The sequence below is a fragment of the Nocardioides sp. NPDC127503 genome (assembly GCF_040302165.1).
GTDB lineage: Bacteria > Actinomycetota > Actinomycetes > Propionibacteriales > Nocardioidaceae > Nocardioides.
In genome coordinates this window covers 39,308-63,265 of sequence record NZ_JBEORH010000003.1, presented here as the reverse complement: position 1 = coordinate 63,265, position 23,958 = coordinate 39,308, and the positions used below count along the sequence as shown (strand labels likewise).

20 protein-coding genes are annotated in these 23,958 nt (G+C 69.0%); 10 read left to right on the top strand and 10 right to left on the bottom strand.

Annotated elements, in window-relative coordinates; all coding sequences use genetic code 11:
• Positions 1-75: 75 nt before the first annotated feature.
• From ABTW65_RS07400 to ABTW65_RS07390, 3 genes are all read right to left on the bottom strand, one after another.
• Positions 76-1,422 carry an exopolysaccharide biosynthesis polyprenyl glycosylphosphotransferase gene (locus tag ABTW65_RS07400; protein ID WP_350659335.1) on the bottom strand — a complete coding sequence of 449 codons (1,347 nt, stop codon included), beginning with the start codon at positions 1,420-1,422 and terminating at the stop codon, positions 76-78.
• Positions 1,423-1,563: 141 nt separating this feature from the next.
• Complete coding sequence (locus tag ABTW65_RS07395; RefSeq protein WP_091052720.1) at positions 1,564-2,256, bottom strand: response regulator transcription factor; 693 nt, start codon at positions 2,254-2,256, stop codon at positions 1,564-1,566.
• Positions 2,237-3,214, bottom strand: a complete 978-nt coding sequence (locus ABTW65_RS07390; protein ID WP_350659334.1) for a sensor histidine kinase — start codon at positions 3,212-3,214, stop codon at positions 2,237-2,239. Before ABTW65_RS07390 ends, ABTW65_RS07395 begins: the two co-directional genes overlap by 20 nt.
• Before the next feature lie 366 nt (positions 3,215-3,580).
• Here ABTW65_RS07390 and ABTW65_RS07385 point away from each other — a divergent pair, with 366 nt between their 5' ends.
• Complete coding sequence (locus tag ABTW65_RS07385; protein WP_350659333.1) at positions 3,581-4,243, top strand: helix-turn-helix transcriptional regulator; 663 nt, start codon at positions 3,581-3,583, stop codon at positions 4,241-4,243.
• Positions 4,244-4,246: 3 nt separating this feature from the next.
• Here ABTW65_RS07385 and pth read toward each other — a convergent pair whose 3' ends face one another.
• Together pth and ABTW65_RS07375 are read right to left on the bottom strand one after the other, a co-directional pair.
• Complete coding sequence (gene pth, locus ABTW65_RS07380; protein ID WP_350659332.1) at positions 4,247-4,855, bottom strand: aminoacyl-tRNA hydrolase; 609 nt, start codon at positions 4,853-4,855, stop codon at positions 4,247-4,249.
• Positions 4,852-5,472, bottom strand: a complete 621-nt coding sequence (locus ABTW65_RS07375) for a 50S ribosomal protein L25/general stress protein Ctc (protein WP_350659331.1) — start codon at positions 5,470-5,472, stop codon at positions 4,852-4,854. The genes pth and ABTW65_RS07375 overlap by 4 nt, the downstream gene beginning before the upstream one ends.
• A gap of 222 nt (positions 5,473-5,694) precedes the next feature.
• Between ABTW65_RS07375 and pepN the strand changes: the two genes are divergently transcribed.
• Both pepN and ABTW65_RS07365 read left to right on the top strand, forming a co-directional pair.
• Positions 5,695-8,112 carry an aminopeptidase N gene (pepN, locus tag ABTW65_RS07370; protein WP_350659330.1) on the top strand — a complete coding sequence of 806 codons (2,418 nt, stop codon included), beginning with the start codon at positions 5,695-5,697 and terminating at the stop codon, positions 8,110-8,112.
• Positions 8,113-8,160: 48 nt separating this feature from the next.
• Positions 8,161-9,174: an LCP family protein gene (locus ABTW65_RS07365; RefSeq protein ID WP_350659329.1), complete on the top strand. Its 1,014-nt coding sequence runs from the start codon at positions 8,161-8,163 to the stop codon at positions 9,172-9,174.
• 755 nt (positions 9,175-9,929) lie between these two features.
• Here ABTW65_RS07365 and ABTW65_RS07360 read toward each other — a convergent pair.
• On the bottom strand, positions 9,930-11,609 hold the full coding sequence (locus ABTW65_RS07360; RefSeq protein ID WP_350659328.1) for a DUF885 domain-containing protein: 1,680 nt from the start codon (positions 11,607-11,609) through the stop codon (positions 9,930-9,932).
• 111 nt (positions 11,610-11,720) lie between these two features.
• On the opposite strand from ABTW65_RS07360, the gene ABTW65_RS07355 reads away from it, so the two are divergent.
• Positions 11,721-12,260 carry a SigE family RNA polymerase sigma factor gene (locus tag ABTW65_RS07355; RefSeq protein WP_350659327.1) on the top strand — a complete coding sequence of 180 codons (540 nt, stop codon included), beginning with the start codon at positions 11,721-11,723 and terminating at the stop codon, positions 12,258-12,260.
• Complete coding sequence (locus ABTW65_RS07350) at positions 12,253-13,548, top strand: hypothetical protein (protein ID WP_350659326.1); 1,296 nt, start codon at positions 12,253-12,255, stop codon at positions 13,546-13,548. The genes ABTW65_RS07355 and ABTW65_RS07350 overlap by 8 nt, the downstream gene beginning before the upstream one ends.
• Here ABTW65_RS07350 and ABTW65_RS07345 read toward each other — a convergent pair.
• The 3 genes from ABTW65_RS07345 to ABTW65_RS07335 are packed head-to-tail and all read right to left on the bottom strand — an operon-like array spanning position 13,515 to position 16,747.
• A complete protein-coding gene (locus ABTW65_RS07345) occupies positions 13,515-14,861 on the bottom strand; it encodes a glycosyltransferase 87 family protein (RefSeq protein ID WP_350659325.1) in 1,347 nt (448 codons plus the stop codon). The genes ABTW65_RS07350 and ABTW65_RS07345 overlap by 34 nt on opposite strands.
• 27 nt (positions 14,862-14,888) lie before the next feature.
• A complete protein-coding gene (locus ABTW65_RS07340) occupies positions 14,889-15,128 on the bottom strand; it encodes an acyl-CoA carboxylase epsilon subunit (RefSeq protein WP_350659324.1) in 240 nt (79 codons plus the stop codon).
• Complete coding sequence (locus tag ABTW65_RS07335) at positions 15,125-16,747, bottom strand: acyl-CoA carboxylase subunit beta (protein WP_350659323.1); 1,623 nt, start codon at positions 16,745-16,747, stop codon at positions 15,125-15,127. The genes ABTW65_RS07340 and ABTW65_RS07335 overlap by 4 nt, the downstream gene beginning before the upstream one ends.
• A gap of 61 nt (positions 16,748-16,808) precedes the next feature.
• On the opposite strand from ABTW65_RS07335, the gene ABTW65_RS07330 reads away from it, so the two are divergent.
• The 4 genes from ABTW65_RS07330 (at position 16,809) to ABTW65_RS07315 (ending at position 20,399) form a co-directional block, all read left to right on the top strand.
• The gene (locus tag ABTW65_RS07330; protein ID WP_350659322.1) at positions 16,809-17,597 is read left to right on the top strand and encodes a biotin--[acetyl-CoA-carboxylase] ligase; all 789 of its coding nucleotides are present in this window, start codon (positions 16,809-16,811) and stop codon (positions 17,595-17,597) included.
• A gap of 50 nt (positions 17,598-17,647) precedes the next feature.
• A complete protein-coding gene (locus ABTW65_RS07325) occupies positions 17,648-18,598 on the top strand; it encodes an adenylate/guanylate cyclase domain-containing protein (protein WP_350659321.1) in 951 nt (316 codons plus the stop codon).
• Between the two features lie 249 nt (positions 18,599-18,847).
• Positions 18,848-19,147, top strand: a complete 300-nt coding sequence (locus ABTW65_RS07320; protein ID WP_229788189.1) for a winged helix-turn-helix domain-containing protein — start codon at positions 18,848-18,850, stop codon at positions 19,145-19,147.
• Positions 19,148-19,241: 94 nt separating this feature from the next.
• Complete coding sequence (locus ABTW65_RS07315) at positions 19,242-20,399, top strand: 5-(carboxyamino)imidazole ribonucleotide synthase (RefSeq protein ID WP_350659320.1); 1,158 nt, start codon at positions 19,242-19,244, stop codon at positions 20,397-20,399.
• Between the two features lie 210 nt (positions 20,400-20,609).
• Here ABTW65_RS07315 and ABTW65_RS07310 read toward each other — a convergent pair whose 3' ends face one another.
• On the bottom strand, positions 20,610-23,330 hold the full coding sequence (locus ABTW65_RS07310; protein ID WP_350659319.1) for a DEAD/DEAH box helicase: 2,721 nt from the start codon (positions 23,328-23,330) through the stop codon (positions 20,610-20,612).
• Positions 23,331-23,463: 133 nt separating this feature from the next.
• Between ABTW65_RS07310 and purE the strand changes: the two genes are divergently transcribed.
• Positions 23,464-23,958: a 5-(carboxyamino)imidazole ribonucleotide mutase gene (purE, locus tag ABTW65_RS07305; RefSeq protein ID WP_141805921.1), complete on the top strand. Its 495-nt coding sequence runs from the start codon at positions 23,464-23,466 to the stop codon at positions 23,956-23,958.

The following is a 23,958-nucleotide window of genomic DNA, read 5'->3' as shown; positions in this document are numbered from 1 at the left end:
GTTCCCGTCGAGGATCCAGTTGTTCGTACGTGTCGGGTTGCTCACACAACGGCCTGGGAGTTTAGGCGACACTCACTAGTAGGCGCCAGAGCCTCGCACAACAGCTTTTACTGTACGAACGACGATCCCGAAGTCCCGCAGCAGCGTCCAGTTGTCCACATAGTCGAGGTCCAGGCGGACCGTGTCCTCCCAGGAGAGGTCCGAACGCCCCGAGACCTGCCACAGCCCGGTCAGACCGGGTGCAACCGCAAGTCGGCGATGAGAGTCCCGATCGTACATCGCCACCTCGCTCGGCAGCCCCGGACGGGGCCCGACCAGCGACATCTGACCCAGCACGATGTTGAACAGCTGCGGCAGCTCGTCGAGGGAGTACTTCCGCAGCACCCGCCCCACGCGGGTCACCCGCGGGTCGGCGCGGAGCTTGAAGAGGACGTGTCCGGGCCGGTGGTCGAGCGTGCGCAGCAGCGACTCGGCGTCGACGACCATGGTGCGGAACTTCCAGATCCGGAACTGCTTGCCGCCGCGGCCGACGCGCACCTGCCGGAAGAAGACCGGGCCCGGTGAGTCGAGCTTGATCACGACCGTCATGACGGCGAAGACCGGGAGGAGCACGACGACGGCGGCCGCCGCGGCCAGCCACTCCCACACGTACTTGGCCACCCGGGTCAGCCGCGCCCGCAAGGCCTCTTCGACGTAGAGCAGGGTCATCGAGCCCAGCCGCATCGAGGACGTACGCTGCGGGGTCACGTCCTGCATCCGGGTGCTGACCAGCAGCGGCAGGCCGAAGGACTCGCTCGTCCAGGCCAGGCGCTGGATCTCCCGGCCGGCCAGGTCGGGCCCGGGGACGACCAGCACCGCGTCGGGTGCGACCGAGGCGATCGCACCGGAGAGGCCGTCGGCTCGGCAGACTGCCGCCGCCTCCATCAGGCCGCCGCTGAGCCGGTGGGTCCACTCCGGGATCACCCCGTGGTCATGGGCAGCCTCCACCACGACGACACGGAGCGGAGTGCGCGGCCGGGAGCTGAAGATGTAGCCGACGACTCGGAAGGCGAGCGCGGTCACCAGCCCGAGGATCGTCTGCACGACCAGCTGCGCCTGCGGCAGCTCGATCACCGCACCCAGCAGCCAGGTCGCCATGCTCATCGCCATGAACGCCTTGAAGACGCCCGAGACCGTCGCCCGCAGACGCTCTGCGCCGGGCAGGATCTTCGGCGCGGTGATCCTGGTCGCCAACCCCCAGACCAGACCCCACGCCAGCGCGAGGACGATCGTCTGTCCCACGATCAGCGGCGCGAGGATCATCAAGGCGAGCCCGTCGACCATCGAGGCCTGCAACCGAAGGGAGGGTGCCTTGGCGGACACCCTCCGGCGGTTGATGTCGAGCGGGACTACTGTCTCCACCGACGCCAGCTCTATCGTCATCCATCTCCCCCATAGCTGCTGGGCGCCCGAACGCTTACTTCATGCCAGAACAATGCGGGAAGAAAGCGGTCGTTGGGGGCCGATGGGGGTCCGGTTAGACCAAATGAGGGAACCGGAACCCACTGGTCCAGACCAGTCGACTCACTCGAGCGACTGCGGGGACCGCCAGCCGAGGCGGTGGGCGAGGCCGACGGCCGCGATCTGGGAGGTGACCTGGAGCTTGGCCAGGATGGACTTCACCTGGGTGCGTACGGTCGCCTCGGAGACGACGCCGATGACGGCGATCTCGTGGACGGTGCGGCCGAGCATCAGATGGCCGAGGACCTGCGACTCGCGCTTGGTGAGCAGCTCGATGCGGCGGCTCAGCTCGGAGACCTCGTGCTGGCGCTCGAACCAGACCCGGATCAGCCGCTCACGGTCGCTCACCGCGAGCACGCAGGCGCCCTGGTAGAGCCGCCTGACGGTGCCGAGGATCTCGCCGAGCGGGCGGGACTTGGACAGCACCGTGCGGGCACCGTTGCGCAGCGCCTGGCCCCAGCGGGCCTCCTCGATCGCACCGGTCACCACGACGACGTCGACGCCGGCCTTGGCCAGCGGCTCGATGAGGCGTACGCCGTCGCCGTAGCGGCCCAGGTCGAGGTCGAGGAGCACGACCTTCGGCTTGTTGCGGAGCACGACGGAGACCATCGTGGCGGTCGAGACGGGTTCGCTGGGCATCGGGATGCGGCGTACGTCGTATCCCTCCATCGAGACGGCGAGCTCGAGCGACTCGGCGAAGAGGACGTGGTCCTCGACGATGACGACTCGATACTGACTACGCGGCGACAACGTCATCGGAGGCGCCTTCCTTGTCTACTTGGATCACGGCGCTGGGGAGGGTGACCACGAAGGTCGTACGTTCTGCGGCAGCGAGGTGGAGCGAGCCGCCCATCCGCTCGGCGACGGTGTGGGCCTCGTTGAGCCCGATGCCCTGGCCGGCCGAGTCCGGCCCACGGACGCCCCACTCGAAGATCCGGTCACGCACCTCGGGGGCGACGCCGGGGCCGTCGTCGGAGATCTCGATGACGACCATCTGACTCGACTCGCCGGGCTCGTGCTGGACCTTGACCTCGACAGCGCCGGAGCCGTGCTTGGCCGCGTTGTCGAGAAGAATGTTGACGATCTCCGCCGCCGCGTCCGAGCTGCCGGAGGCGAGTGCGTTGCTGGGCTCGTGGACGACCGTGGTGCCGCTGGCCTCATGAGCCAGGGCGAGGTTGTGGATCACCGCGTCGACATCGATCACGCCGACGTCGATCGGCATCGTGTCCGCGCCGCCACGCTGGGCGCGGACGAGCCGCTCGAGGCGCCTGAGCTCGCTGCCCATCATGGTCATCATCGCGACGCGACGCTCCGGATCGAGCGTGTCGGAGTTGCACAGCAGCTCACTCGCCGAGCGGACGCCGGCGAGGGTAGAGGTCACCTCGTGCATCCGGGCTCGGTGGAGACGTTGGGTCTCACGCGCGCTGAGCAGGTCGTGGTAGATCTCGTCGGCTGCCTTCGCCTCTGCCGCGCACACGCGCCGGTAGATGCGTACGCCACCGAACAGCAGCGCTGCGGCGGCCACGAGCGAGGTGGTGACGACGATGGCCGTGAGGATGGCCCAGAGGACTGCTCCGTGGGCGTGGAAAGAGACCCAAGGTCCCTGAAGGACGGCGATCAGAAAGCTCTGGATACCGATGAAGACGGCGGTGGTCGTTGCGTAGGCGGTGGTTAACCAACCCGAGTTGATCCGCTGGAAAATGGACGTAGACATACTGCTCCCCAGGTCGGGTCGGCCAGTGAGGTATGAGTCCCGAATAGGGCCGTGTCCAGGCCCTGCTCCCCCAGCCCGAGCTTGTCGGGCCGTCCCAATTTGAATGTTGTGACCGAAACCTTCACAAGGCAACGTAATCAGCACCGTAGCGCCACGGGACCGCATTCCGGGCCAATACCGAGAATTGAGGAGTCATAGAATTTCGAGGTCGTCCACAAACTACATTGCGGGACACGTTGTCCCAGGTCATCCCCAAACTTGGGGCACTGTAGAACAGGTTCCCGATCCCCGCCTGCGGCTCCCCAGAATAGCCATACCCCCAGGGAGATCTGGCAGGGCCCGAGACGACCGAACGGCGCGGCAGACATGGCAGGCTCGACCGTACGACTCAGGGTTGCTGTCTCAGCCGACGAGACGATGACCCTCGATGCCGTGACGGTTGCGCTCGAGGAGCGCGGCATCACGGTCGCGGCGACTGCGCCCACGATCGCGCACCCCGACGAGCTGCTCGGCGGAGATCCCTCCGCCTGGCTGGTGGTCACCGACCTCGACGGCTGGACCCATCTCGGCGAAGTGTGCGACCTGGTCCGCGGCGTACGCCTGCCCGCGGTCGTGCTGACCCCTGCCCCGCGCGGCGGCCTCTGGGGTGCCCTGCTCGAGGCCGGTGCGGTCGCCGTGCTCTCCGCAGACACCGACTCGGACACGATCGAGGACACGCTGCGGGATGCGGCCGAGGGCCGGCACGGGCACACTCCGAACGAGGCCGAGGGGCTGATCGCGCAGTGGCACCTGCTGCGTGACGGACGCGAGCGCATGCATCGCCTGGTCCGTTCGCTGACCGTGCGCGAGCACGAGGTGCTCGAGCTGCTCTACGACGGGGCCACCGTCGCCGAGATCGCGGCGCGCTTCGGTGTCGCCCAGACGACGGTGCGGACCCAGGTGAAGTCGATCCTGCGGAAGTTCGAGGTCGGTTCCCAGCTGGCCGCTGTCGCTGCGTACGACCGGTATCTGCGGCCGCCTCGGAGTTGACCCTTAGGAGTTGAACCGCTGCTGGGTCTTCTCCAGGCCCTCGTTGATCAGCGTCTCGATGGCGTCGGCGGCGGTGTCGACGACGAACGGCAGCACCTTGCGCTCGGTGGTGGAGAAGTTGGAGAGCACGTAGTCGTGCACCTCCTGGCGCCCGGGCGGGCGGCCGATGCCGACGCGCACCCGGTGGAAGTCGCCGCTGCCCAGGGAGGACCGCATCGACTTGAGGCCGTTGTGGCCGTTGTCGCCGCCGCCCAGCTTGACCCGCATCGTGTCGAAGGCGATGTCGAGCTCGTCGTGGATGGCGATGACATGGTCGGGCGGGACCTTGTAGAAGGTCGCGAGCGCCTTGACCGGCCCGCCGGACTCGTTCATGTAGGTCCGGGAACGGGCGAGCACGACGCGTGGGCCGGGCAGCCCCGGGGTCGCCCCCCGGAGCCGCCCTTCCACGACGTCAGCACGGCCGGACTTGTGGGCACGCCACTTGCCGTCCAGCCGGTTGGCCAGCTCGTCGGTGACGAGATAGCCGATGTTGTGACGGTGCCCGGCGTACGTCGGCCCGGGGTTGCCCAGGCCGACGACCAGCCAGACGCCGTCGGTCACCGAAACGGTCACTCGCCGTTGGTGGCCTCGGCCTCGGCGGACTCAGCGGTCTCGCCCTCGGCGGCCTCGTCGGCGGGCTCCTCGTTGGTCTTCGCCTCGGTGATGTTGACGACCAGGGTCTCCGGGTCGGTGACCAGCGTGGTGCCCTTCGGCAGCTCGACGGCGCCGGCGAGGATCTGGGTGCCGGCCTCGAGGCCCTCGACGCTGATCTCGATGCTCTCGGGCACGTGGGTGGCCTCGGTCTCGACGGTCAGGGTGTTGGCGTCGGTGACGACCATGGTGCCGGAGATCGCGTCGCCCACGACGTGGACGGTGATGTCGACGGTGACCTTCTCGCCGGCGCGTACGGCGACGAAGTCGACGTGCTCGATGACGCGGCGGACGTCGTCGACCTGGACCTGCTTGGTCATGGCCAGCTGGATCTTGCCGTCGATGTCGAGCTCGAGAAGAGCGTTCGCACCGTGGTTCTTGAGCGCCATCATGGTGGCGTGACCCGGCAGGCTCAGGTGCATCGGGTCGGCACCGTGGCCGTAGACGACCGCCGGGATCTTGTTCTCACGGCGGATGCGGCGAGCGGCACCCTTGCCGAACTCGGTGCGCTTCTCGGCGACGATCTTCTCGCTGGACATGCGTTGAACTCCTCGATGAGTGGTGCTGACGTCAATGGCGCCCGGCTGGTCCAACGAAGGCCGTGCGACGAAGGCACGGCGTCTCCCGAAGAGACGTCCACCTTGTCGATCACGGAGCGCGATACGCTCCCTCGCCGAGGCAACTGCCACAGACTATCCCCGGATCACGCTCACAGCGAAATGCGCGCGCGTGCTGACCTGCGAGGACGTACGTTGGAGGCCGTGTCCCTCACACTCGACGAGGCCCGCACACGGGCCGGCGTGCTCAGCTCCGTCTCCTACTCCCTCGATCTGGACCTCACCGGTCCCGAGACCTTCCGGAGTCACACCCGGGTCCGGTTCCGTTCCACGGTCGCCGAGACGTTCCTGGATCTGAAGGGCGCGCTCTCGGTGTCGCTGGTCGTCAACGGGGAGGTCGTCGAGGCCGCGTACGACGGTGCGCGGGTGGGCCTGACCGGCCTCTTCACCGGACTGTCCGATGGAGCGGTCAACGAGGTGGAGGTGACCGTGACGCTGCCCTATACGACCGACGGCGACGGGATGCACACGTTCACCGACCCGGTCGACGGGTCGCGCTACGTGTCCGCCTACCTGGGCATGGACAACGCCTCCAAGGTCTTCGCCTGCTTCGACCAGAACGATCTCAAGGCGTCGTTCGCGGTAGCGGTCACCGCCGATCCGGCCGACACCGTCCTCGCCAACGGCGCCGTCGTCTCGCGCGACGCCGGCCGCTGGGTCTTCGCCACCACTCCCCCGATCCCGCCGGCGCTGCTGGTCGTCGCCGCCGGGCCGTGGCACTCGGTGCGATGGACACATGCGGGGCTCACGTTCGGCTGGCACGCCCGGCGGTCGCTGGCGACCGAGCTGGACCGGGACGCGGACGAGCTGCGGCGTACCTCCGAGGCGTGCTTCGCCCACTACGCCGACCTCATCGACGAGCCCTATCCCTTCGACTCCTACGACCAGGTCTTCGTGCCCGGGCTCAACTGGGGCGCGCAGGAGATGCCGGGGTGCGTGACCTACCGCGACGAACTGTTGCCGCGCGGCGCGATCACCGACACCCAGCGCGCGATCCGCGCGGTGATCATCGCCCACGAGATGTCGCACATGTGGTTCGGCGACTCGATGACGATGACCTGGTGGGAGGACACCTGGCTGCAGGAGTCGTTCGCCGACTACATGGGCTACCGGGTCGCGGAGGCGGGCGCCGGATTCTCGGACCTGCGGGTCGAGGTGGAGGTCGGGAGCAAGCCGTGGGGCTACCGATCCGATGCTCGCCGCTCGACCCATCCGGTCGCTCCGCTGGCCGAGGACGTGCCCGACGTGGACACCGCCGCCACGATCTTCGACGGCATCTCCTATGCCAAGGGCGGGGCCTGCCTGGTTCAGCTCGCCTTCTGGCTCGGTGACGAGGAGTTCATGGCAGGGGTCAACCGTCACCTGACCCGCTTCCGCTTCGCCAACGCGACGCTGGCCGACTTCGTCGAGTCGCTCGCGGCGAGCTCGTCGAGGGACGTACGCGGGTGGGTGGACGCCTGGCTGCGGCGCCCGGGGTTCGACACCGTGTCCGCGCGGCGGGAGGGGGACGTTCCCGTTCTGGAGCGCGAGGGAAGCCGGCCGCACGCGTTCACCGTCGCCGGCTACGACTCCTCGCTGCGGCTCGTCGGACGTCGGCGGGTCGAACTGGGCGCCGAGCCGGTGCCGCTGCCGGAGTTCGCCGGGCTCGTCGTCGTACCCAACGCCGGCGGCGAGACCTTCGCCGCGCTCCGTCTCGACCCGGGGTCGTGGGAGGCGCTCTCCGACGGACTCTCCCGGCTCGAGGACCCGCTCGTACGTGCCGTGCTCTGGTCCTCCACCGCCCTCCGGGTGCGGTCGCGTGACCTCTCGGCCGACGACTACCTCGACCTGGTCGAGGCCCACCTTCCCGCGGAGACTCGGGCGGACATCATCGAGGGCGTCCTCGCCGAGGCCCGGTCCGTGGTGATCCCGCAGCGGGTGCCGGCCTCGCGCGCGGCGGGAGCGGTGGCGCGGATCGCCGCCGCGGCCGCTGCGGGCCTGAAGGCTTCCGCGGACGACGAGCAGCGGGCCCTGGCCTGGGCCGCAGCCCAGGCCGCGACCAGCGCGGACGCCGGGCTGCTGCGCGGCTGGCTGGACGCCGACAACGTCGCGATCGGCATCCCGTTGCTGCCGACGACACGCTGGGAGGCGATCGTACGTCTCGCCTCGCTCGGTGAGGCCGACGCGCGCTTCATCGCGACCGAGCGCGACCGGGACGGCACCGCCGAGGGAGACCTCGGGGCGCTTCGGGCCCTCGCCGCCCGTCCGTCGACCAGCGCGAAGGACGCCGCCTGGGAGGCGATGCTCGCCCCCGGTGTCGACAACCGACGCTTCGGGGCGCTGGCCTCGGGGATGTGGATCGCCGAGCAGGCGCACCTGCTGCGGCCCTACGTCACCGCCTATCTCGCCGAGGCGCCTGCCCTGGCCACCCGTGGTCAGGCCTTCGCCATCGAGGTCGGCCGCGCCTTCCCGCGGATCGCCCTCGATGAGGGTCAGCTCGATGCTCTGCGCTCGGCCCTGGCCGGCGACGTACCGACGATCCTGCGGCGCTCCTGGGAGGACCACTTCGATGACCGCGAGTAGCGACCACTAGCCTCTATCCGCCCTCGACCCCCACCTCTGAGGACGGCCATGAAGAAGACGCGCATCTGGCTCGGCGTAGGGATCGCGTTCGTCGTGCTGGTCTCCGCCGTCGCCGGCACCGGCTGGTACCTCGCCCACCGGCTCGACCGCCAGGTCCGTACCGTCGATGTCTTCGCCGGGCTCGAGGAGCGTCCCGAGGCAGCCGGCGAAGCTGCAGGGGCGCTGAACATCCTGCTCCTCGGCACCGACGGACGCACCGGCGGCGAGGCCACCACTGGCAGCGGCGCCACAGCGTCGTGGACCCCCGGCGAGCAGCGGGCCGACACGATGATGCTGCTGCACCTCAGCGCGGACCGCCGCTCGGCCTCGGTCGTCTCGATCCCCCGGGACTCCTGGGTACGGATCCCCGGACACGGCAAGGCCAAGGTCAACGCCGCCTTCTCCCAGGGTGGGCCGAAACTGAGCGTGCAGACGGTCGAGAAGCTCACCGGCGTACGCATCGACCATGTCGCCTGGGTCGACTGGGCCGGCTTCGAGGAGATCGGCGACCTCCTCGGCGGCGTCGAGGTCTACATCCCCGAGACCGTCCACGACTCGGCCCGCCACCGCACCTGGACCAAGGGCACCCACCTGCTCAGCGGCGAGGAGGCCCTCCTCTACGTACGCCAGCGCTACGGCCTCCCCGGCGGCGACCTGGACCGCGTGAAGCGCCAGCAGTATGTGCTGCGTTCCATCCTCCGCGGCCTGAGACAGAGCGTCGACCCGAAGAACCCCAAGAAGGCCTACGACCTCCTCGACATCATCACCCGCCACCTGACGGTCGACTCCGGCTTCTCGGGCGGTGACCTTCGAGGCCTGGCCCTTGATCTTGCCCGGATGCCTTCTTCGGACCTGACGTTCTTCACCGCCCCCGTCGCGGGGCTGGGCAAAGAAGGCGCGCAGAGCGTCGTTCGTCTCGACAAGCGCGAAGGCCGCCGCTTGTGGGCGGCTATGCGGGAGGACGAGATGGGTGCGTGGCTGGCTGAGAACCCTGAGGTTGTGACTGGCCGGACGGTCAACTGAGGTTCTTCGGGCTGGTGGCCGCCGACCCGTTACGGATGGTGTTCTCAACGGCTCCCGGAGTCAAGGACGGCCTTCGGCCGCCGGCTTCGCCGGCCGCTTCGCGGTCCTTGACACCGGGCGCCGTTGAGAATTTTGGCTGGCTATCGGGTCGGCGGCAGGGGTTTGGTGCGGAGATATGGGTTGGGCGGGGGCTTGGGAGCTTGGGTGGTCGGCCCGACCAGTGGAAGGAATTTTCTTTCCGCTCGGGGCCAGTTCGGCAGCCGGGGTTGGGGAGGCGAACGAATTTTCGTTCGGCGTGGGGGCGACCTCTTGGAGACGGGAGTCTTGGGGGAAGGAATTTTCCTTCCGCCTAGAGCCCGTTCTCTTCGGGAGGGTTGGTGGGCGAACGAAAATTCGTTCGCCTCAGAGAGCGCCTGGCCCGGGGGTGGGGTTGGCGGATGGAAGAAATTTTTCTTTCACGCAAAGACCCCATGTCTGGTGGAGGCGTGGAGCGCTCACCTTTCGTGGGTGAGTGTGCCGTGGCCACACCCGGGCCGCCGCCCCGATAGCCAGCCAAATCTTTTCTCGATCTGGTCCGGAGTCCAGGACCGCGAAGCGGCCGGCGAAGCCGGCGCCCGAAGGGCGTCCTTGACGCCGGTCCAGATCGAGAGACCCTCAAAGAACGGGTCGGCGGCCCAGCCCAACCCCGTGGAAACAGCAGCAGACGAAAGCAGCACCCCGCGTACGACCAAAATCTTCTGACCAACCCCGCAGAACTAAAGCCGCCCGAGCGCAGCCCGAAGAGGATCGAGGCCAAGAGAGCCGAGGTCGAGCGCCGCGCGATGGAAGGCCTTCATGTCAAAGGCGGCCCCGGCGCGAGCGCGCGCGTCCTCGCGGGCCTGGAGCCAGATCCGCTCACCGACCTTGTAGGACGGCGCCTGGCCCGGCCAGCCGAGGTAGCGGGCGACCTCGAAGTCGAGGAAGGCGTCCTCCATCAGGCAGTGCTGTCCGATGAACTCGCGGCCGAGCTCGGGCGTCCACACCTCGCCGGGGTGGAAGCCGAACGGATTGTCCTCCGGGATCGTCAGCTCCAGGTGCATGCCGATGTCGATGATCACCCGCGCGGCCCGGAAGGACTGTCCGTCGAGCATGCCGAGACGGTCACCGGGGTCGTCGAGGTAGCCGAGATCGTCCATGAGGCGCTCGGCGTAGAGCGCCCAGCCCTCGCCGTGGCCCGAGACCCAGCACATCAGTCGCTGCCAGCGGTTGAGCAGCTCGGCGCGGTAGGCGGTCTGGGCGACCTGGAGGTGGTGGCCCGGGACGCCCTCGTGGTAGACCGTGGTCAGCTCGCGCCAGGTGCCGAAGGAGGTGACCGACTCGGGCACCGACCACCACATCCGGCCGGGCCGGGAGAAGTCCTCGGAGGGGCCGGTGTAGTAGATCCCGCCGTCGGTGGTGGGCGCGATCATGCACTCGATCCGGCGGACCGGCTCGGGGATGTCGAAGTGCACGTCGGCCAGCTCCGCGATGGCGCGGTCGGCGGTGGTCTGCATCCACTTCTTGAGCGCGTCGGTCGAGGTCAGCTGCCGCGCGGGGTCCTTGTCGAGATGGGCCGCCGCTTCGACGACGCTCGATCCCTGCAGGATCCGGTCGGCGGTGGCCTCCATGTCGTCGGAGAGTCGCTTGAGCTCCTCCCAACCCCAGGCGTACGTCTCCTCCAAGTCGATCTCGGCGCCGAGGTAGCGCCGTGAGGAGAGCTGGTAGTGGTCGCGCCCGACGGCCTCCTTAGGCAGCCCGTTGGGGACCAGGTCGGCGGCCATGAAGCGCCCGAACTCGGCGAACGCCTCGTTGGCCTTCGCGGCCGAGGCCTCGAGCTCGGCGCGCAGGGAGGAGGGAACGGCCTCGGGGGCACGCGAGACGAGACCGGTGAAGAAGTCACCAGCCGTCTTCTGCCCGGTCCAGCTCAGGATCTGGTCGGCGACCTTCTCGTACTGAGCCGTCGCCGAGACCCGTCCGGCCGCGGCCTCCTCCCGAAGGGTGGCGGTGTAGCCCGCGACCGCGTCCGGCATCTTGGCCAGTCGGGCGCCGATCGCGGCCCAGTCGTCCTCGGTGCCGGTCGGCATCAGGTCGAAGACCTCGCGCAGGTTGTGGATGCCGCTGGTGATGACGGAGACGAACTTCCGGTCCAGCTGCGCCTCGGCGAACTCGATGTCGAGCCCGACCCGCTCCAGGAACGCATCCTTGGCGACCTGCTCGCGCTCGTCGACCGGCTTGATCGCGGCCACGTCGGCGTAGGCCGCACGGTTGAGCTCCTCCACCGCCTGCATCCCGTCGGGGGAGAGGTCGGGGAGCTCCGCGTCGTGGCCGGCGACACCGACGTACGTCGCGGTCAGCGGGTCGAGGGCGCAGAGCTCCTCGACATAGCGGTCGGTGCGGGCGTCTACTTCACGGGTCACCCGGCCAACCTTAGGACCGGGACGTCTTCGGGCAACTCAATTCCGCTTTACACGCAACGAACACGACAGACTTCGCGTAGGAGGGGTGTGAACGTGCCAGAGGAGGTGTCCGTGGATGCCGAAGAGCAGGAGAGGGATCCGGACTTCGGGGCCTGGGTGGCCTCGAGGGGGCCCGCGCTACAGCGGTTCGCCTATCTGGTGACCGGCAACAACTCCGACGCTCCTGACCTGGTGCAGGACGCCCTCGCCCGTGCGCTGCCGCGGTGGGAGTCGCTGGCGGCGTCCGGGACGGCGGAGGCGTACGTGAAGAGGAGCATCGTCAACGGGTCGATCAGCGGCTGGCGCAAGCGGCGCCGGCTGGTGCTGGTCGAGGATGTCGAGCCGATGGCGACCAGCCATGAGCCCGGCCCCGAGGAGCGCGACGCGGACGAGGCGTGGGAGCTGGTGCAGACGCTCCCGTCCAACCAGCGAGCGGCGGTGGTCCTCCGGTTCTACGAGGACCTGTCGTTCGCGCAGATAGCGACGGTGCTCGACTGCGCCGAGGCGACCGCCCGCTCACATGTGCACCGGGCGCTGGCCAAGCTGAGGCAGCGGTTGAACGAGCAAGGCTCTGTTGATCAGAGAGGGAACGAGGGGGTTGACAATGAGTGACTTCGAGCGCGAGGAGCGGGCCTTCCGGGCCGCCCTGGCCCGTGCGGCCGACGGTTTCGAGCCGCGGGAGCTCGCGATCCCCGGGGCCTCTGACTCGTCGGGGCCGGCCGACGTGTCCGACGAGATGGACCAGGCCGAGCAGACGGAGGAGAAGGCACCCGTACGCCGACGGACCACGTGGATCCTGGCCGCGGCCGCCGCGGTGCTGGCCGTCGTCGGCCTGGGTGGGGTGGTGGCGAACCTGCCGACCGCCGGCAGCGGCGACGAGAGCACGGCCGCGAGCGACTCTGCCGCCGCCGAGGACCGTGGTGCGCCCAAGCCGCTCTCCGAGCAGGATGCAGCGGCCCCCGAAGGAACCTACGACAACGGCGGCCGCGACGACCTACCCGCGCCTGCGGACGGCAACCGCTGGGCGGTCCGCTACGACATCGCCTTCCAGGTGCCCCAGGAGTGGGCCGACGCCACGGCGCCAGCGCTGCCGGAGTGCATCGCGAAGCCCGGCGACCAGTGGGACACCGTGCCGCGGACTCCTTACGTCGCGAACATCACCAACCAGCCGGTGCCGAGTATCGCCTGCAACGAGACCAGCGACCGTGACTTCCCGCCGCAGTTCGGCAAGGTGCCGTTCGCGCTGTGGCAGCCCTACGTCCTGATCGAGAAGCCGGGCAAGGGCGCCAGCCTCCAGACCGGCTCCTGGGAGCACGAGGGCTGGCTGCTGACCCGGGTCCAGGTCGAGGATGCGTACGCCACGATCCTCACCGGTCCCGGCGACGAACGGGTCAACCAGGAGATCAAGGGTTCTCTGACGACCGTGGCGAAGGATCCCTACGGCTGCGAGACCGCCTCGCCGCTGGCCGAGGGCGACCCGGTGCGGCCGAAGAGCGACCCGGCGACATCGCCCCTGGAGGGCGACGACCCGGACTCGATCGCGATCTGCGAGTACGAGCCTTCCTCGGCATCGCTGACCGGTTCGCGAGAGATCACCGGCGCCGCGGCCGCCGGCCTCGTGGAGGCGATCCGCAGCGCGCCGGCCCGTACCGGTCCCAACACGCCGCAGAACTGTGCTGCGGGGCAGCCGGTCACGGCGTACGTCATCCTGCGGATCGTCCGTGACGGAGGCGAGCCCGGGGAGGTCTACGTGAACTACGAGAACTGCGACGACCATGGGTTCTACGACGGCATCACCGTGCACCAGCTCACCGCGGCGGCCTGCCGGCCGGTCTTCGCCGAGGAGCCGGTCACGATCTACTCGGCTCAGGGCGACGTCGCCAAGGTCTGCCTCTCCTGACCTTCGGTTGCTGGCCGCCCCCGCTCGGGGAGGGCGGCCAGCAACCGAGTAGTGCGCCACGCGGCGTAGAGGAAGAGAAACACCAGCAGGCCGTTGCGCCACGCCAGCACCTCGGTGATCCATGGCGAGCCGATGTCGTTGAAGGTGAGCATGTAGCCGTACATCCGCGGGAAGATCTCGTGGGTCAGCAGCGTCACCACGACCAGCACGACCGACCAGATCCCGAGCTGCCGGCGAGCCCGGCCGCGGAGCAGGACCAGCCCGGCGGAGGCGGCGGGAAGCAGCCAGAGCATGTACTGCGGGCTGAGCACCTTGTTGGTCACGAGGAACGCGGCCACGGTCGCGAGCACCAGCCACACGATCGTCTCCTCAGTCCTCTCACCGCGCGGTAGGCGACGCCAGGCGAGCACCCACCAGACGATGACGAGCGCCCCGGCGACCACGGAGGCGATCGTCGCGGCGAGGAGCAGCGGCTCGACGAGCGGCCCGCTGATGTCGTACGCCTTCCACTCGGTGTAGTCGATGGCGTAGCCGCTCTCCGGACCGCCGTGGCCCCACTCGAACATCGCCGGGGTCGCGAAGACCGACTCGATCTGCAGGCCCCGCTCGCTCTGGTAGTTCAAGGGCGTCCACAGCCGGTCCCAGCCACCGAGGACGAGACTCAGCCCGGCCAGCGCGACGCCGGTGCCAGCGACGGTCAGAATGACCCCGCAGCGGGCGGCGCGGTTCGCGGCGAGGGCCGGGATGACCAGGATCGGCCAGTACTTCGCGCCGGTCGCGAAGGCCGCGAACGCCGCGGCGACCCTCGGTCTCCTGACCGCGTAGAGCACCGCCAGGCCGACCATGATCCCGGGGAAGAGGTCGAAGCGGGCGTACGCCGTCGCCCCCAGCGCCGGGACCGCGACCAGCCACATCGCCTCCGCGCCGGAGATCCCGAGTGTCGGGCGCGTCCCGCGGCGGTTGCGGACGAGCAGCACCATGAAGAGCAGATCGGTCAGCGCCGCCATCGCCAGCACCGCCACGATGTAGGCCTCGCCGCCCAGCTGGAGCAGGCCGATCGCTGCGTACGGGACCCAGAGCAGCAGCAGCGCCGGCACCGGATACTCGACCAGCGTCCCCGCGACCCCGTCCGTAGCCAGTGCGTCGAGGCTGTCGCGGTAGTAGTTCACGTCGCCCACCACGCCCCACTCCGCGCCCCACCAGGAGAACGAGCCCTCTGCCGCGGCCGGGAAGCCGTAGAGGATCACCACCCATCCCCGGGTCACCAGCCAAGCCAGGGTGACCAGGAGATAGCGCCGAGAGAACGTGATCACGGAGCGATCATGACATTGCGGTCCTCGTCAGCGAGGCAGGCCGCTTGCGCGCCAGGCGTTGGGGCCGGGGTGGAGCGGGGTACGCAGCTGCGGGGTGCTCCACAGGGAGCGCGGCTTCTTCTTGGGTGCCTCGCCCGCCGAGCCCAGGGCCGCGAAGACGGCCACGATCGCGGCCACTTCTTCGGGGGTGGCGTTGTGGTCGATGACCTTGAGCAACGGCTTCTGCTCGGCCTTCGGCTCGGTCGTCGGGTCCTCGGGCGCGGTCACAGCGGGATGTTCCCGTGCTTCTTGGCAGGCAGGGTCTCGCGCTTGGTGCGCAGCAGGCGGAGGGCGCGGGTGACTTCGGCGCGGGTCTCGTGGGGTGGGATGACGGCGTCGATGTAGCCGCGTTCGGCGGCGATGTAGGGGTTGGCCAGGGTGGTCTCGTACTCATCGATCAGCTCGGCGCGCTTGGCCTCGACGTCTCCACCGGCGGCTTCGACCTCGGCCAGGGTGCGACGGTGCACGATGTTGGCCGCGCCCTGGGCGCCCATGACCGCGATCTGGGCGGTGGGCCAGGCCAGGTTGATGTCGGCGCCGAGGTGTTTGGAGCCCATCACGTCATAGGCGCCGCCGTAGGCCTTGCGGGTGATGATGGTGACCAGGGGGACGGTGGCCTCGGCGTAGGCGTAGATCAGTTTGGCGCCGCGGCGGATGATGCCGTTGTGTTCTTGGTCGGTGCCGGGAAGGAACCCGGGGACGTCGACGAAGGTGATCACGGGGACGTTGAAGGCGTCGCAGGTGCGCACGAAGCGGGCGGCCTTCTCGGAGGCGTCGATGTCGAGGCAGCCGGCGAACTGCATCGGCTGGTTGGCCACGATCCCGACCGGGCGGCCCTCGATCCGGGCGTAGCCGATGATGATGTTGGGTGCCCACAGGGGCTGGACCTCGAGGAACTCCCCCTCGCCATCGTCATTGGTATCGACGATGTGGGAGATCACCTCGTGCATGTCGTAGGGCTGGTTCCCGCCGTCGGGGATGAAGGTGTCCAGCTCCCGATCCAGATCCGAGATCTCCAGATCCGCGGCCTCCTCAAAGGCGGGGGGCTCCTCCATGTTGTTCGACGGCAGGTAGGACAACAACGCCTTGACGTAGTCGATCGCGTCGGCCTCGTCGGCACCCATGTAGTGGGCCACCCCGGACTTGGAGTTGTGCGCCAGGGCGCCGCCGAGCTCTTCCATGGTGATGTCCTCACCGGTGACGGTCTTGATCACGTCGGGGCCGGTGATGAACATGCCGGAGGTCTTGTCGACCATGATGGTGAAGTCGGTGACCGCGGGGGAGTAGACGTGGCCGCCGGCGCAGTTGCCCATGATCAGGCTGATCTGCGGGATCACCCCGGAGGCGTGGACGTTGCGTTTGAAGATCTCGCCATACAGCCCCAGGGAGACCACGCCTTCTTGGATCCGGGCGCCGGCGCCCTCGTTGATCCCGATCAGCGGGGACCCGGTCTTGATCGCCAGGTCCATGATCTTGGTGATCTTCTCGCCATAGACCTCACCCAGGGAGCCACCGAAGACGGTGAAGTCCTGGGAGAAGACACAGACCTGGCGCCCGTCGATGGTGCCGTAGCCGGTGACCACCCCGTCGCCGAAGGGCCGGTTCTTCTCCAGCCCGAACGCGACCGAGCGGTGTCGGGCCAGCTCGTCGACCTCTTGGAAGGAGCCCTCATCGAGCAGCATCTCGATCCGCTCACGCGCGGTCTGACGTCCCTTGGCGTGCTGCTTCTCCACCGCCTTCGCAGAACCAGCATGGACGGCCTCGTCGAGACGACGCTCCAGCTCGGCCAGCTTCCCGGCGGTCGTGTGCAGATCGATGACTGGCTCGTTGGTCGGTTCGGCGCTCACGTTGCTCCTTTGGACTTCGTGCGGTGCGGGGGCCAATCTAATCCCCGTGCCACCTTTCGCGATGCGACGCCCGTCACTTGACCGCTCCCGGCTCGATGCGTTGCCGGGCGGGTGGCGCGTCGAGATTCTCGACGAGACGCCCTCGACCAATGCCGTACTGGCCGAGCGCGCGCGCTCGGGCGAGACGCCGGGCCTGGTGATCACCACCGAGCACCAGACCGCCGGCCGGGGACGCCTGGATCGGGGCTGGACCACTCCGGCGCGATCGGCGCTCACCGTCTCCGCGCTGCTGCGGCCCTCGGCCTCGATCCCGGTCGAGCGGTGGCCGTGGCTGCCGCTGATGACCGGCGTCGCGGTCGCCTCGGTGCTGCGGAAGAAGGGGTACGCAGCCGGGCTGAAGTGGCCTAACGACGTACTCATCGAGGGTCGCAAGGTCTGCGGGATCCTGATCGAGAGGATCGAAGGGTCTGAGGGCGCGGCCGCGGTGATCGGGTTCGGGCTCAACACCTCGCTGACGCGCGAGGAGCTGCCGATCGAGACCGCCACCTCGTTGGAGCTGGAGAGCGGGGCGCCCGTCGACCGCACCGAGATGCTTGCCGCGCTGCTGGAGGAGCTGGGGGCTGTGTACGAGATCTGGGGATCGGATCCCGCCGAGCTCGCCCGCCGCTACCGGGAGCTGTCGGTGACGGTCGGCGAGCAGGTGCGCGCCGAGCTGCCGGGTGGGGACGTCTGGGAGGGCGTGGCCACCGAGATCGACGACTTCGGCCGGCTGGTCATCGCTACCGACGAGGGGTCGCGGGTGGTCGGCGCGGGCGACGTCATCCACGCCCGGCTCCGTCCGCGGTCGTGACGGACGGTCGTGGCAGGCGGTCGTGACGAGCCGGATGGCATGATCTGTTCGTGGCGAAATCGAAGCAGCCCGTCAACCTGACCTCGGCAGAGGTCGCCGAGAAGGCCGGCGTGAGCCTGGACCAGGCGAAGCGTCTGTGGCGTGCTCTCGGATTCCCGGAGATCGGGGACGACGAGGCGTTCTTCGACGAGGCGGACGTGCAGGCTCTGGCCAAGGCCAACGAGATCGCCGGCAACGGGCTGGTCAGCTTCGACCTGGTCGTCAACCTGACCCGTGGCATCGGGCAGTCGATGGCGCGCCTGTCCGACTACGAGGTCTCCGCGCTGCTGCACCACGTCGAGACCCAGAACGAGGACGACCGAACGCCCTCCGAGCTGCTGAAGGCGACCGTCTCGGTCTCGGAGCAGTTCGAGAGCGCGTTCGAGGAGATGATGATCTTCGCCTGGCGCCGGCACACGCGCGCTGCGCTGGCCCGGGCCGAGGCGTCGGTCGCCGGCCCGGAGGAGCAGCTGGGCACGGTCTGGCAGACGGTCGGGTTCGCCGACATCGTCTCGTTCACTGCGCTGTCGAACACGCTGACCGAGGAGAAGATCGGCGACCTGGTCGAACTCTTCGAGTCACGGTGTGCCGACGTGGTGGCGACCTGGGGCGGCCGGATCATCAAGTCGCTCGGCGACTCGGTGCTCTTCGTCAACGACGATCCGCTTCAGGCCTACGGCACCGCCGAGGGGATCATCAACGTGATCGGCCGGGACCCGCGGATGCCGGACGTACGTGTCGGGCTCGCCTCCGGCAATGTCGTCTCGCGTCTCGGCGACGTCTTCGGACCGCCCGTGAACATGGCCGCGCGGCTGACCGCCGTCGCCCGCCGCAACCGGATCATCGTCGACGAGGCGACCGCCGGAACGATGCCCGAGGACGAGTTCGAGACCCGGCGACTGGCCGCTCGACCGGTGCGAGGCTTCGGGATCGTGGAGCCCGTCGCCGTCCGCCGTGTCTGAATCGTGACCTTCAAGGGTGTTGCTGACCTGCGACTTCGCGGATTTGTTCACATTCCGTTGTAGTTAACAGTCGATCAACGCGGGGTGCCGATTGCTTTACCTGGTCGCGCCTTCGTGGGCATGGTTGAGTGCGCCATTCGGGGGCGCACGTTTGTCATGCCCAATTCGTTGCACCTTGGCATGAAAATGTCAGTGGCAATATCGTGCAATCCTTTGCCAAGGGCTCTTTACCTCCCTAATGTCGATCTCATGATCGAGGTACAGGAGATCAAGCTCGACCCGGAGACCCGGCGAGCATGGCGGAACGATGAGGAGCTGACGCTCTCTCGCAAGGAGTTCGACCTGGTCCACGCCCTGATCAAGAGGGCTGGCAACGTCGTCTCCCGTGACGAGTTGATGAGGGACGTGTGGAACGCGACCTTCTACACCTCGTCGAAGACCATCGACGTACACCTGGGATGGGTACGTCGCAAGCTGGGCGACGACCCCCGGAAGCCCCATCTGATCACCACCCTGCGCGGCAAGGGCCTGCGCTTCGAGAAGGCCTGACCTTCGTTCACTGCCGGGGGTCGGGTTTCGCGGATAGCGTGAGGGGGATCCGCGAAATCGGCCCCGGCGGGGCAGTTTCCTTATTCTGTCCATCGTGACCCTCGCACCGACACTTGCGATCATCGGCGGCGGCCAGCTGGCCCGCATGATGGCTCAGCCCGCAATCGCGCTCGGCCTCCCGCTCCGGCTTCTCGCCGAGGGCGAGGGTGTGTCGGCCGCTCAGGTGATCCCCGACCAGATGGTCGGCGACTACCGAGACCTGGACACGTTGAAGAAGGTCACCGAGGGCTGCGAGGTGGTCACCTTCGACCACGAGCACGTCCCGACCGAGCACCTGCACGCGCTCGAGGCCGCCGGGGTAGCGGTCCGCCCCGGGCCCGACGCACTCGTGCATGCCCAGGACAAGGGCGTCATGCGCGCTCGGCTGACCGAGCTCGGCATCCCGTGCCCGCGCAATGCCATCGTGTCGTCCACGGCCGAGGTCGAGGCGTTCGGCTTCCCGTGCGTCCTCAAGACCACCCGCGGCGGATATGACGGCAAGGGCGTCTGGGTCGTACGCGACGTCGCCGATGTCGCCGAGCCGCTTCGCGTCGCCGAGGAGGCGGGGGTCCAGGTCCTGGCCGAGGAGCTCGTCGACTTCCGCCGGGAGCTCTCCGCGATCGTCGCCCGTTCGCCGAGCGGCCAGGCCGCTGCGTACCCGGTCGTGCACACCTACCAGGAGAACGGCGTCTGCAAGGAGGTCATCGCTCCGGCGCCCGACCTCTCGCCCGAGCTCGCCGTCCAGGGCGAGCAGATCGCGCTGCGCATCGCGGGTGAGCTCGGAGTCGTCGGCATCCTGGCGGTCGAGATGTTCGAGACCGTCGACGGCCGGCTGCTCGTCAACGAGCTCGCCATGCGCCCGCACAACACCGGCCACTGGACCCAGGACGGCGCCGTCACCTCGCAGTTCGAGAACCATCTGCGCGCCGTCATGGACCTCCCGCTGGGCTCTCCCGCTCCCCGTGCGAAGTGGTCGGTGATGGTCAACATCCTCGGCTCGACCCGGGAGAACGTCGGCCGCCTCTACGACGGCTACCCCCACGCCATGGCCCGCGACCCCCACCTCCGCGTCCACCTCTACGGCAAAGAGATGCGCCCGGGGCGCAAGGTCGGCCACGTCAACGTCTACGGCGACGACCTCGACGACTGCCTCGAACGCGCCCGCCACGCCGCCGACTGGTTCCAGGGCGACCTCGGCAACGACTCCGACTGACCGAGAAGTCGTCCGCACCGGCCGAAACGTCAGTTAGGTCGGCCGAAACGTCGGCTAGGTCGGCCGAAACGTCGGCTAGGTCGATCGAAACGTCAGTTAGGTCGGTCGAGATGTCGCGCCGGTGCCGACTCGGTCTGCGTAAGTGACGTTTCGACCTGCACAACTGACGTCTCGGCCGACGGGGCTGACGTCTCGGCAGGGGCGGACGGGTCAGACGCCTAGGCGCTGGCGTTCGGTGGCGACGACGTCGCGGGCGATCTCGGCGTCGGAGGCTTCGGTGGCGAGGGTGGTGGAGGGGTCCTCGGGGTGGGAGGTCTCGTACGCTTCGGGGCTGCTGGCGGCGGTGGCGCTGACCCGGGCGAAGTCGTCGAAGAGCTCGGCCTTGGCGGCGAGGATGTCGTGGACGCGCTGGTCGACGCCGACCTCGGAGAGCAGGCGGTGGACCTGGACGGACTGGAGCTGGCCCATCCGGCGGGCGCGGGCGATGGCCTGCCACTCGATGGTCGGCTTGAGCTGTGGCTCGCAGATGACGACGACGCTGGCCGACTGGATGTTGAGGCCGACGCCGCCGGCGACGATCTGGGTGACCAGTACGGCACCGTGCCCGGCTGCGGAGAACTCGTCGACCATCTGCTGGCGCTCCTCGGCTGGGACCGACCCGGTGAGCGGGCCGAAGACCTCGCCCGGCAGCAGCGTGACCAGGTCGTCGAGGACCTTCCTGAAGTGGGAGAACACGATCACGCGGCGGCCGTTCTCCTCGGCCTCGCCGACGATCTCGACCAGCCGCTCGACCTTCGCCGACGAGGTGCCCTGGAGCATGGCGGCCTGACGCATGGCCATGAAGTTGCCGTCGCGGACACACTCGGCGTACGCCCTCTCGTCGGCCACGGAGAGGGGCAGCCAGTCCTCGACCTCGACCAGGTCGGGCAGCTCGGTGAGCACGTCCTCCTGGTTGCGGCGCAGGTAGACCGGGGCGACCTGCTTGCGGAACCGGTGGGGGTTGAACTCGTCAGCGGAGAGCAGCAGATCGGGGCGGAGGTAGGAGACCAGGTTGCGGAACTCCTCGATGCGGTTCTCCATCGGCGTGCCGGTGAGCAGGATGGCGCGCTCGGTGGAGTCGAGGACGCGGCGTACGCGTTCAGTGCGCTGGGTGCGCGGCGACTTGATCATGTGTGCCTCGTCGACCACGACACAGGCGACCTTGACCTGGTCGAGGAACGGCTGGATCGCGTTGAGCGTCTCGTAGGTGGTCACCGCGACGCCGCCCTGCTCGACCCAGATCTTGGCGGCCTTCAGGCGACGGTTGCCGTGGAGACGGTGGGGGACCAGAGTCGTCTTCGAGTCGGTCTCGCGCACCCAGTTGGTGACCACGGCAGCGGGGCAGACGACCAGCGTGTGGGACGCGCCCATCGCGTGCAGATGAGCGAAGACGGCCAGCGACTGGAGCGTCTTGCCGAGGCCCATCTCGTCGCCGATGATCACCTTCATCTGCACCAGCGCGAAGCGGACGCCGAAGTGCTGGTAGCCGCGCAGCGACGCGGTCAGGTTGTTGGTGCGCAGCTCCTGGGCCCGCACCGCCTCGATGATCTCGGCCGACAGGTCACCGTGGATCTTGTCCTCGTCCTCGGTGAGGAAGCCGAGCTCGGAGAGCATCGCGTAGTAGTCGGCCGGCCGCTTCTCGAAGTCCTCCCACGGGTCGGCTGGCCTGTTGCCCGGGCGCACCCGGCGAGCCATCTCGGCCCGGTGAGCGATCGCCCGCAGCGCGCCCTGGAAGTCGTCGAGACTGGCCGCGTTGGCCAGGATCAGATGGAACCTCGCACCACTGTCGAGCGACCGGGTCAGCGGACGCAGCGACTGGACCAGGGCGAGCTCCGCCCCCGCGTCCTTCGTACGCCGCCCGGCCTCCCACTCCGCCAGCCGCGCGAGCAGCCTGGTGGCCGCCGGGGTGCGGCGCTCGTGGTCGATCGCGAGCGGCATCTCGTCGTAGGTGCGCTGCCACAAGGCCTGTGCCGCCTCCTGCATCCGCATCGCGGTGGCTGGCCCGACGCCGGGCAGTTGTCGCAGGTCAGACGCGGGATGGATGACCTCGTGGACGGTATGGATCCCGGCCTCGAGGAGGGGTTCGACGCGTACGAGGTCGGCGAGCTCGTCGACCGGCAGCGACCTGACCGCCGTGTCGGTGTCCGCGCTCCTGACCGCGTTGGCGGCGTCGGTGGCGGCCCGGCGCGCGGGCTCCTCGGAACGCCTGGCCTCGTTGAGCGTCTCGCCCTCGTTGCGCAGCACGAGGATGCCCTTGCGCGGAGCCAGCACCGCCTCCGAGCCCAGGTCGGAGAGTGCCTCGAGCAGGCCGACGCTCGGCAGCAGCGCTTCGCGGATGCGTACGCGGCGGCGGGCGGGGAGCCTGGTCAGCTCGCCGAGCCGCGTCGGCGCCTGGATCTCGCTCGCGCGCTGGTGCAGGTCGAGGACCTGCCTACCCGCCAGCTCGGCCTCCTCGCGGCGGCTCCTGCGTACCAGCAGGCGACGCGCCCCTGAAGCCTTCTTGGCCTGCGCCACATCGTCCGCGGCGGCAGCGAGCGAGTCGATGAGCTCCTGGGTCGTCTCCTCGACCGGCTCGAGCGCGTGACGCCGCGCGATCGCGGCCAGGCGCGGCCCGTCGCTCCGGTCCAGGGTGATGCTGCGCCAAGCCACCTGCGCCGCGCGCTTCAGCTCGGCCGCGCTCGCCCGGTAGTGGTCGACCGCCTCTGCCGCCTCCTGCTCGATCTCGGCCCGTGCGCGGGCCGCCGATGTCGCCTGCCGGGACCAGGACGCGACCTGCCGCACCCGGGACGGCAGCGCCTTGCGCTCCGCCTTGGTCAGCCCGGTGAACCGCTCGACCGCGGTCGGGTTCGGTCTCGTGCTGACGACGACGTCGGTGCTCGTAGCTGGATCCATCTGCCTTGGTGGGGTCGTGGGGCGTTCGGGACGGGCGTCGGATGACCCTAGCGGGCACCACCGACATGTAGGTGACGGACAGAGGTCGGCCCGGTGACACGAGCCACGGCAGCCGGCGCATAGCCTGTCCCTCATGAGTGCGCGCGTGGGGATCGTGATGGGGTCCGACTCCGACTGGCCGACGATGAAGGCCGCGGCGGAGCTTCTGGACGAGTTCGGGATCGAGTGGGAGGCCGATGTGAAGTCGGCCCACCGGATGCCGCAGGAGATGCTCGACTACGGCCGCGAGGCTGCCGGTCGCGGCCTCTCGGTGATCATCGCCGGCGCCGGCGGCGCTGCCGCGCTTCCGGGCATGCTCGCCTCGGTCACCCCGCTCCCGGTCATCGGCGTCCCGGTGCCGCTGAAGTACCTCGACGGCCTCGACTCGCTGATGTCGATCGTCCAGATGCCGGGTGGCATCCCGGTGGCCACGGTCGCCATCGGCAACGCCAAGAACGCGGGCATCCTCGCCGCCCGCATCCTAGGCGTCGCCGACCCCGAGCTGCAGCAGAAGCTGGTGGCGTACGAGAAGTCCCTCGCCGAGTTGGCGGCCGCCAAGGGCGAGGTCGTACGCAACGCCACCTCCTGA